This is a genomic window from Micromonospora sp. NPDC005194 (assembly GCF_040608335.1).
In the GTDB taxonomy this organism is placed as follows: domain Bacteria; phylum Actinomycetota; class Actinomycetes; order Mycobacteriales; family Micromonosporaceae; genus Micromonospora.
Genome location: NZ_JBEXIA010000075.1, coordinates 1 through 8,589, shown reverse-complemented (window position 1 = coordinate 8,589; position 8,589 = coordinate 1). Strand labels below are relative to the sequence as shown.

Below are 8,589 nucleotides of genomic sequence, written 5' to 3'. Positions count from 1 at the left end.
CAACCACACCCTCACCCGCACCGCCCTACGCGCCACCCAGGCCGGCAGCTACGACGTCATCCACGCCCACGACTGGCTCGTCGCCCACACCGCGATGACGTTGCGCGACCACCTGGACATCCCCCTCGTCAGCACCATCCACGCGACCGAGGCGGGCCGGCACCAGGGCTGGCTGCCCGAGGAGATGAACCGCACCATCCACGGTGTCGAGCAGTGGCTCAGCAGCGAGTCCGGTCGGGTGATCGTCTGCTCCGGCTACATGCGCGACGAGGTGGGCGCGCTGTTCGGCGTACCGGCCGGACGCGTCGACGTGGTCGCCAACGGCGTCGAGTCGCACCGCTGGAAGGTGCCGGCGCGGGACGTGGCCGCGGCGCGGGCCCGGTTCGCGGGGGACGGCCCACTGGTCACCTTCGCCGGCCGGCTGGTCTACGAGAAGGGCGTGCAGCACCTGATCGCCGCCCTCCCCCGGCTGCGCGAGCGGCACCCCGGGCTGCGCGCGGTGATCGCCGGCGACGGCCCGTACCGCGCCGAGTTGGAGGCCGAGGTGCACCGCCGCGGCCTGGGCGGCATGGTCACCATGCCGGGCTTCCTGGGCGGCAATGACCTGCCGGCGCTGATGGCGGCGTCCGACTGCTTCGCGGTGCCGAGCATCTACGAGCCGTTCGGCATGGTGGCCCTGGAGGGCGCCGCCGCCGGAGCGCCCCTGGCCGTCGCCGCCACCGGCGGTCTCGCCGAGATCGTGGAGCCGGGAGCGACCGGGATGACGTTCCGCCCGCACGACCCGGACGGGCTCGCCGACGCCGTCGACGCGCTGCTGTCCGACCGCGAGCGGGCCCGTGCCATGGCCCGCCGCGCCCGCCGGATGGTCCACGACCAGTACGGCTGGTCGGCCATCGCCCAGCGCACCGCCGCCAGCTACGCCGCCGCCATCGCCAACGACGCCGCGTTCACGGCGGAACGCGCCGAGCAGCGCATGTCCCAGGGCCGGGCCCTCCCAGCGCTGCCCGAGGGCAACCTGCTCGCCGCCGCCGGCCTGCGCTGACGGTCGGGCTGTTCCGGCCCGCTTGCGCTTGATCGACTCGGGTTCCTTGAAGTCGGGGTGTCCCGGTGCCGGGAATACCGCGACTTCCTGGAAGTCGAGTCGATCACATTGCAGTGACCGGGCTTCGCTGCTCAGCGCCGGCCGCCAGGCCGAGTCGATCACGGCGGAGGTCGGTCGGGCCTGCCAGAATGTGCGGATGTCTCGTCCTGTTGACGCCCTTGATTCCGCCTTTCCGGTCGCCGCCTCCATGGCGCTGGACCTGATCCGGCGCCCCGAGGTGTCCGCGCAGTGGTCGAACCCGAGCGTCCTGCCGCACCTGTCCGTGGGCGCCCTGGCGTGCCACCTCGGGCGGCAGGCCGTACGGGCCGCGGAGCTGCTGCCGACGCCCGCCGACCTGCCCACGCTGAAGTCGGCGGACAGCCACTACGAGCGGGCCGCCTGGGTCACCGAGGGCACTCCGGACGCCGACGCGGTCGCCGCGGGCTCGGACGAAGCCGACGCGCTGCACGGCCCGGCGGACCTGTACGCCCGCTCCGGCGAGGCGCTGGCGAAGGTCAGCGACCTGCTGTCGCGGGGAGCCGCCGTCGACGTCGTGCCGATCCCGTGGCAGGGCTGGGCCCTGCGCCGCGCCGACTTCCTGCTCACGCGTCAACTGGAGATCGTCGTGCACTCCGACGACCTCGCGGTCAGCGTCGGCGTGCCCACGCCGGAGTTCCCGGCGGAGGTCTTCGACCCCGTACGCGACCTGCTGGTCCGCCTAGCCGTCCGCCGGCACGGCCAGTCCGCGCTGATCGGCGCGCTGAGCCGCAGCGAGCGAGCCCGGGACATCTCCGCCTTCTGAACCCAACGTCCGACGCGCCCCACACCCCGCGCCGCCTCGGGCCCGGTGTCCCCCGGCCCCCTGGGTCCCTTGTTCATCCCCTGTCGAGCTGCCCCAGATATGGGGCGGGCCGCCGGAAGCGAGAATCGCGGATCAGCATCGCCAAAGCGCCGATGAACGTCGCCGAAGCGCGGATCAGCATCACGGAAGCGCGGATCAGCGTCACCGAAGCGCGGATCAGCATCACCCGAGGAGCCCCGGGGCCCGGACCGCCCCTTGATCGACTCCAGTTCGCCGACCTTGTGGTGTTCCGGCGCTGTTGATACCGCGATATCGGCGACCTGGAGCCGACCATTGGTGAGTCCAGCCCAACCAATCCGCGAGGCCATCCGTCAGCGGGGCAGGCCGGAGATCAGGCGCTTGAAGCCCGTCACGCCCCCGCCACGCCACGCCCCGGCCCGCCACGCCCCGCCTCGGCCCGCCCCGGCCCGCCCCGGCCCGCCCCATATGTGGGGCAGCTCGACAGGGGCCGAACCAGGGACTCGGGGTACGGCCCGGAGGGCCACCGGCCGGGGCAGATCGGCCGGCCCGCAAGCCGGAAGGCCCAGCGGACGGGCCGCAGAGCGCCAAGCCGCGAGGCCCAGCGAAGCCCCACGGACCAGCCGCGAGGCCCAGCGGAGGCCCCACGGACCAGCCCGAGGTCCGGCGGAGGCCCCACGGACCAGCCGCGAGGTCCGGCGGAAGTAGAACCCGATCACAAGCGAGAGGGTGAACGTAAGCCCCACGGACCGCCGAGCCGAAAGATCCGGCCGAAGCGCCCGGGCCGCCACGCGAGAGGGCGGGTGGGTACGGCGCAGGCCGCCGGCCCGGATCGGGTCGGCGGCCTGCGGGTGATGCGGGTGGTGCGGGTGGTGCGAGAGCGGAGGTCAGCGCTCGGCGAAGGGGAGGTAGTCCCGCTCGGCGGCACCGACGTAGACCTGCCGCGGACGGCCGATCTTGGTCTCCGGGTCGTTGATCATCTCGCGCCACTGGGCGATCCAGCCGGGCAGCCGGCCGAGCGCGAACAGCACCGTGAACATCTTCGTGGGGAAGCCCATGGCCTTGTAGATCAGGCCGGTGTAGAAGTCCACGTTCGGGTAGAGCCGGCGGGAGACGAAGAAGTCGTCGGCGAGCGCCATCTCCTCCAGCTCCATGGCGATGTCCAGCAGCGGGTCCGGCTTGGCCATCCGGCCCAGCACGTCCTGCGCGGCCTTCTTGACGATCGCCGCCCGCGGGTCGTAGTTCTTGTAGACCCGGTGGCCGAAGCCCATGAGCTTGACGCCGTCCTGCTTGTCCTTGACCTTGCGGACGAAGGACCGGACGTCGCCGTCGCCGGCGTGGATCTGCTGGAGCATCTCCAGCACCGCCTGGTTGGCGCCGCCGTGCAGCGGGCCGAACAGCGCGTTCACGCCCGCCGAGACGGAGGCGAACAGGTTGGCGTTGCTGGAGCCGACCAGCCGGACGGTCGACGTGGAGCAGTTCTGCTCGTGGTCGGCGTGCAGGACGAAGAGCATGTCCAGCACCTTCGACATCACCGGGTCGACCACGTACGGCTCCGCCGGTACGCCGAAGGTCATGCGCAGCAGGTTGTCCACGTACCCCAGGGAGTTGTCCGGGTAGAGCAGCGGCTGCCCGATGGACTTCTTGTACGCGTACGAGGCGATGGTGGGGACCTTCGCCATGAGCCGGACCGTGGAGATCTCCACGTGCTCGGAGTCGAACGGGTCCAGGCTGTCCTGGTAGAAGGTCGACAGGGCGCTCACCGCCGACGACAGCACCGCCATCGGGTGCGCGTCGCGGGGGAAGCCGTCGAAGAAGCGGCGCATCTCCTCGTGCAGCAGCGAGTGCCGCCGGATCCACTCGGTGAACTCGGTCAGCTGCTGCTCGGTGGGCAGCTCACCGTAGATGAGCAGGTACGAGACCTCCAGGAAGGAGGACTTCTCGGCCAGCTGCTCGATCGGGTATCCCCGGTAACGCAGGATCCCCGCGTCGCCATCGATGTAGGTGATCGCGGATGAGGCCGCTGCGGTGTTGACGAAACCGGGGTCGTACGTCGTCATCCCGGTTTCCTTCAGCAGCTTGCTCACCCCGATGCCAGCGGGGCCCTCGACCGCGGGATGTACCGGCATCGACAGCTGCCCGCCGGGGTGATCGAGCTTGACTTCCGTCATGTGGTTCCTCGCTTCGCCGGCAGATCTACGTTGAATTGCCTTCGCTTCTACCGTAATTGCGGCTCGGGGGACACTGCCCGCCGTGGTTCGGCGGTGAGGTATGCGTCACCCGATTCCCGACTGGGCAGCCGGGAAACCCGCCCTCCCGCCAGCGGAGGACAGGAGATCAGGACAACGTGAGGCGCCGTAGCGTACCGTCCGCCGCGACCTGGTAGACGTCGAGCTGATTCGTCCCGGCGCGGAACAGCCGGTCGTCGGTGAGCAGCGCGGCGAAGCGGCGGCCGCCCGGGTCGGCCGGCACCACCGGGACCACCGCGCCGATCCGGCCGTTGACGGCGACGGCCAGCAGCGTGCCGTCCGGTATCGCGTCCGGCACGTCACCCCAGACCAGCGCCGGGAGGGTGCCGGTGTCCGGGTCGGTCGCCCGGAAGGCGGCCAGGTCGGCGACCTGGGCGCTGCCCCCGGGCGGGCCGGCGCGGACCTCGGTGCCCACCAGGGGGTGCGGTGTCGGCAGCGGCGGCGCGGTGGGCACCCCGCCGGGGAAGGTGACCGCCTCGCCGGGGGTGTCGTAGAAGTGTTTCGTGACGTCGGCGCGGGGAGCCTGCCGGGCGGAGCGGCCGTCGACGTGCCAGGGCAGGCGGATGCCGGCTTCGTCGGCGACGGTGGGCAGCAGGTCGACGTGTTCCCAGTTGCGGTCGTCCACCCGGCCGGTCTGCTGCCCGGGCTCCTTGACGAACATGGGCACCCAGGCGACCTCACCGGCGGCGGCCTTGATGGCGTCCATGCCCCGGCCCTGCGCGCCCGGATGGAAGCTCACCCCGTGGTCGGCGGTGACGACGACGAGGGCCTGGTCGTAGAGGCCGCTGGCGCGCAGCGTCCGCAGGGTCTCCCCGATCAGCCGGTCGGTGTAGCCGAGTTGGGCGAGGTGACGCTGGCGGGCCAGCTCGACCCAGCCCGTGCCGTCGTTGGGCAGGTCCTCCGGGGCGTCGTAGCGGACGCCAGACGGCAGGTACGCCCACGGGGAGTGCGGCATCAGCAGGTGCAGGAAGTGCAGGGCGGGTCGGGGTTGCGGCTTCAGCCCGGCCAGGAAGCTGGTGAACCGGGCCGGCTGGTTGTCGTCGAGGCTGTCCCAGCGGAACTTCGGGTCGGCCGGGACCGGCTCGGCGGCGTCCAGGCCGGCCTCGACGCGGGTCTGCTCCCGGTAGGAGTCCTCCGGGTCAACGCGGGTGTTCGTCGGCCCGGCGACCTGGCCGAGCAGCTTGCCGGTCTCCCGGACCAGCACACCGAGGCCCTGTTCGGGGGTGACGGGCTGCTCGCACCGGCTGGGTGGGCAGAGCCGGGTGATGCTCTCCTGGGCCTGGATGTCGTACAGGCCGCCGAAGGCGGTGAAGAGGTTGTCCGGGTACTGCGAGTAGTGCGGCGCGACCGCCCGCGCCGGGTAGCGGCCGGTGAGCATCGCCGGCAGCGCGTTCGGCGTCCAGCCGCTGACCCCGGTGGCGTTGCGGTACCAGGTCGAGCCTTCGGCCAGCTCGGCGAAGTGCGGGAACCGCGCCGCGTCGATCCGGCCGTCGCCGCCGAGCAGGCTGACCAGCGGCAGCTCGTCGAGGATCAGCATGACCACCGGCGGGTGCACGGCCACGCCCTGCGCGGTGCCGACCGCGCCGCCGTCGCCGCCGCGTGGCAGCACGACCGCCGAGGTGGGCGAGACGAACAGGAACAGCGCCACGAAGGCCACCGGCCCGGCGGCGGCCAGTCGCATCGCCTTGCCCGGCGACCGCCACCGCCGGTGCGCGGCCGCGCCGCCCAGACCGGCCAGACCGGCAAGCACCAGCAGGGGTACGCCCCGAAGCGGCGTCGTGTGCCGGCCCACCTGCACGGCGAGGGCGGCGAGCAGCAGCCCGACCAGCGTCGTGTGGGTGAGCGCGCGGGCGGTGCGGCCGGCCAGTCGGCTCAGTGCGCCGAGCAGCGCCACGGGCACGGTGGGCGCGAGGGCCACCAGGGCGACCAGCAGCAGGATCTGGCCGGGGTCGGCGCGGTGGAAGAGGAAGAAGTCGGGGCTGCGGCCGAGTATGTCCAGCAGCGGCTGGGTGACGACCAGCCCGACCAGCGCCACGATCTCCAGCAGCCGGCCCAGCTCGCCGCGCCAGCCCCGGTCCCAGCGGCCGGGCGTCGGCGGGCCGGCGACGGGTCCCGGCGGGTCGGCGACTGCCGGTTCAGCCACCCATCACCGCCCGGTAGAGCGTGCGGGTGCCCGAGGGCAGTTCCAGTCGGTCGGTGATCCGGCCCCGGGCCGCGAGGAGCCGTTCGAAGGTGTCGCGCCGGTAGTCCGGGAAGAGGCCGTCGGGCTTGTTGGCCAGCAGCCGAGTGGCCATCGGGTCGTCCGGGTGGATGAACTCCACCACCACGGTGCCGCCGGGCGCGCTCAGCCCGGCCAGCCAGTCGACGACCTCCGGCAGCGGCACGTTGCGGCCGATCGCCAGGTGGTGCACCAGGGCCAGGGCGAGCACGACGTCCGCCGACGCCCGCTGCGCGAAGCCGGCGCGCTCGACGCCGCGCCAGCCGCCACCGGGCGACGGGTCGGCCAGGTCGACCACCAGCGGCAGGATCCGTTGCTGGCCCTCGGAGCGCAGCGCCCGGTACAGCTCGTCGACCACGGCCGGGTCCTGCTCGACGGCGACCACGTAGTCGGCGTGCCCGGCGGCCAGTCGGGCGTACCGGCCGTCGTTGGCGCCCAGGTCGAGCACCAGGCGCGGGCGGGCGGCGGCGGCCACCGCGGTGACCACGAACTGCTCCTTGGCGACCCGGTCGCGGGCCGAGTAGCCGCAGGTGCGCTGGTAGTCCGACCAGTGGCTGCGCGACGGACGGTGCTCCAGCCGGCGGACGAGCTTCTCGATGCCGCGTACGGTGGCCGCCTGCAGGTCCCGGGAGTAGCCGGCGGCGCGCAGTTGGGCCTTGACGTCGCTGGTGCTGGCGTCGGCGTTGCGTTGCTGCATGGCGCCGTGCAGGTGCAGGTGGGCCAGGACGCCGGGGCGCAGCCGGCGGGCGCCGCCGAAGAGGGGGCGCAACTGGTCGGCCTCGATGCCGTCGACCTGGGCGCGCAGCCAGGGCTGGAAGTCCACGCCCAGGTGGGCGGTGAGCAGCAGCGGGTAGAGCACGGTCTGGCAGAACTGCCGGTAGCCCGCCCACGGCTCCCCGTCGCGCAGCGGCTCGAAGGAGCCGATGTCGATGAAGACCGGCTTCGCGCCGCGCCACTGCAGGTTGTAGGCGGAGCCGTCCTTGGTGGTGAAGCCGTTGGCGAGGGCGGTACGCAGGATCTCCAGGTGCAGCAGCGCGGCGTCGCGCAGCATGCCGAAGGACCACTCGTACGGGTGGGAGACGAACGGGATGCGCTCGTGGCGCAGCACCGCCGCCCACGGGGTGCCGGCCGCAGCGGGCACCAGCGCCGGCGGGGCGTCCTCGGTGGCGCAGACCTTGCCCGCCGAGACGAGCGTGGGAAAGAACGGGCTGGCCGCGAGGGTCCGCCAGTGCTCGGCGGCCTGGGCGTCGAGCCCGCGCAGCACCTCGTCGCCGACGTGGAACACCCGGTTGGCGGGGTCGCGGAAGGAGGCGGGCTCGGGGCGTACCCCGGTGGGTGAGGTCGTCATCGTCGCGGCGACCGCTACCGCTGGTCGGTGGGCTGCCGACGGAACCGGTCGACCAGCCGTCGCCAGTAGAGCTTGGCGGCGACCGCGGCGCCGGCCACCCCGCCGACGACGGCCTGCACGATCAGGCTGCCGGATCCCGCGTCCAGGTAGGCCAGATGGATCACCGACCGCTCCTTCCCCTCGCCCGTCTCGACACCGGCGTCCCGGGGATGCAGCGGTGAGGCTTTTAACCCAGAAAGCCGGACTTGTCCATCACCGTACGCTGCTCGTCTGCGCCGTCGCGGCGACATCGGAGGACTCCCAGCCCGGCCACAGGAAGCGGCCCTCGTCGGTACGCTGCGAAGCTGCGCTGGACACCCGAACGCCGACGAGGACCCCGACGGGCGCCACGCGCGACGCGTCGTCGAGGTCCTCGCGGACGTGCTGGGCGGCTGACCGGCGGCTGTCTCAGCCCCGCCGGTGGTGCATGCCGAGGCGCAGCAGCACGAAGCGCAGCACGGTCGCGGCCAGGTTCGCGGCCACCAGGACGGCCAGCTCCACCGGCCGGGCGGGCACGGCGACGAGAGCGTGCAGCACCGCCAGCGCCCCGCTGGTCAGCGCCAGGCCGAGCGCGAACGCCAGCAGCCCCTGCGCGTGGTGGCGACCGGCGTGCCGGCTGCCGGTGATGCCGAACGTCAGCCGCCGGTTCGCGGCCGTGTTCGCCACCGCCGTCACCAGCAGGGCCAGCAGGTTCGCCGGCTGCGCCCCGAGCGCACCCCGGGTGGCCACGAAGAGCAGCAGGTACGCCAGCGTGCTGGCCACCCCGACGGCGGCGAACCGGGTCAGCTGCCGGGGCAGCCCGACCGGCACCTGCGCCGGCGGCGCGGCCAGCGG

The 8,589-nt window shown here is 73.1% G+C and carries 8 protein-coding genes; 2 read left to right on the top strand and 6 right to left on the bottom strand.

Annotated features, from left to right (window positions below; translation table 11 throughout):
• Both ABZU53_RS31435 and ABZU53_RS31430 read left to right on the top strand, forming a co-directional pair.
• Window positions 1–1,042, top strand: a 1,042-nt coding sequence (locus tag ABZU53_RS31435) for a glycosyltransferase family 4 protein (RefSeq protein WP_355069201.1), incomplete at its 5' end; no start/stop codon positions are given.
• Between the two features lie 196 nt (window positions 1,043–1,238).
• Window positions 1,239–1,883, top strand: a complete 645-nt coding sequence (locus ABZU53_RS31430) for a maleylpyruvate isomerase N-terminal domain-containing protein (RefSeq protein WP_355069199.1) — start codon at window positions 1,239–1,241, stop codon at window positions 1,881–1,883.
• A gap of 73 nt (window positions 1,884–1,956) precedes the next feature.
• Here the strand turns inward: ABZU53_RS31430 and ABZU53_RS31425 are convergent, their stop codons facing one another.
• From ABZU53_RS31425 to ABZU53_RS31400, 6 genes are all read right to left on the bottom strand, one after another.
• Entirely contained in the window at window positions 1,957–2,109 is a 153-nt protein-coding gene (locus ABZU53_RS31425) for a hypothetical protein (protein WP_355069197.1), read from the bottom strand.
• 679 nt (window positions 2,110–2,788) lie between these two features.
• Window positions 2,789–4,072, bottom strand: coding sequence for a citrate synthase (locus ABZU53_RS31420; RefSeq protein WP_355069195.1), 1,284 nt, complete (start codon window positions 4,070–4,072; stop codon window positions 2,789–2,791).
• Window positions 4,073–4,238: 166 nt separating this feature from the next.
• Window positions 4,239–6,293: a sulfatase-like hydrolase/transferase gene (locus ABZU53_RS31415; protein ID WP_355069194.1), complete on the bottom strand. Its 2,055-nt coding sequence runs from the start codon at window positions 6,291–6,293 to the stop codon at window positions 4,239–4,241.
• Complete coding sequence (locus ABZU53_RS31410) at window positions 6,286–7,716, bottom strand: class I SAM-dependent methyltransferase (protein WP_354862870.1); 1,431 nt, start codon at window positions 7,714–7,716, stop codon at window positions 6,286–6,288. Before ABZU53_RS31410 ends, ABZU53_RS31415 begins: the two co-directional genes overlap by 8 nt.
• A 14-nt stretch (window positions 7,717–7,730) precedes the next feature.
• Window positions 7,731–7,880: a hypothetical protein gene (locus ABZU53_RS31405; protein ID WP_007459587.1), complete on the bottom strand. Its 150-nt coding sequence runs from the start codon at window positions 7,878–7,880 to the stop codon at window positions 7,731–7,733.
• Between the two features lie 283 nt (window positions 7,881–8,163).
• The coding region (locus tag ABZU53_RS31400) for a GtrA family protein (RefSeq protein ID WP_355069192.1) at window positions 8,164–8,589 on the bottom strand (426 nt) is incomplete at its 5' end.

Coding starts and splice junctions, on each gene's coding strand:
- ABZU53_RS31430 (WP_355069199.1), top strand. CDS start 1,239: ATGTCTCGTCCTGTTGACGCCCTTGATTCCGCCTTTCCGGTCGCCGCC.
- ABZU53_RS31420 (WP_355069195.1), bottom strand. CDS start 4,072: ATGACGGAAGTCAAGCTCGATCACCCCGGCGGGCAGCTGTCGATGCCG.
- ABZU53_RS31410 (WP_354862870.1), bottom strand. CDS start 7,716: ATGACGACCTCACCCACCGGGGTACGCCCCGAGCCCGCCTCCTTCCGC.